Source organism: Rhodococcus (subgen. Prescottella) equi (assembly GCF_003013675.1).
In the GTDB taxonomy this organism is placed as follows: Bacteria; Actinomycetota; Actinomycetes; order Mycobacteriales; family Mycobacteriaceae; genus Prescottella; species Prescottella equi.
Genome location: NZ_CP027793.1, coordinates 2,709,852 through 2,710,299 on the forward strand (window position 1 = coordinate 2,709,852; position 448 = coordinate 2,710,299).

Consider the following 448-nt stretch of genomic DNA (forward strand, 5'->3'; position numbering starts at 1 on the left):
CAACGATCGAGAGGTGAGACGGTGACCAATCCGTTCGACGACGCCGATGCCGAATACCTGGTGCTGGTCAATGAGGAGAACCAGCATTCACTCTGGCCCGCCTTCGCGGACGTTCCGTCCGGCTGGGCGGTAGTGCACGGCCGGGACACGCGCCGCGCCTGCGTCGCCTACATCGATGCGCACTGGACCGATCTGCGGCCGCCGGCAACGGTCGTCGCATCGGAGCATGATTCGTCGCTCGGCTAGGCGCGGGACGAGCGCCGCGACCCCCTTCGGACCGACCCCGGACCACCGCCCGGGACCAACCGGACCGAAGGGTCAAATACCACTATCTACCAGGCCATATGAGCAACCTTCACGGGTCCGGAAACCGTCCGTGCGTGTTGTGGATCTTGATATGGTGTGGTCCCGATGCAACCAGGGCATTCTGCTCGCAGGGGGCGTGTAA

The 448-nt window shown here is 64.5% G+C and carries 1 protein-coding gene; it reads left to right on the forward strand.

Annotated features, from left to right (window positions below; genetic code table 11):
• Nucleotides 1–21: 21 nt before the first annotated feature.
• Nucleotides 22–246: an MbtH family protein gene (locus C7H75_RS12815; protein WP_022595992.1), complete on the forward strand. Its 225-nt coding sequence runs from the start codon at nucleotides 22–24 to the stop codon at nucleotides 244–246.
• The last annotated feature ends 202 nt before the right edge of the window (nucleotides 247–448 follow it).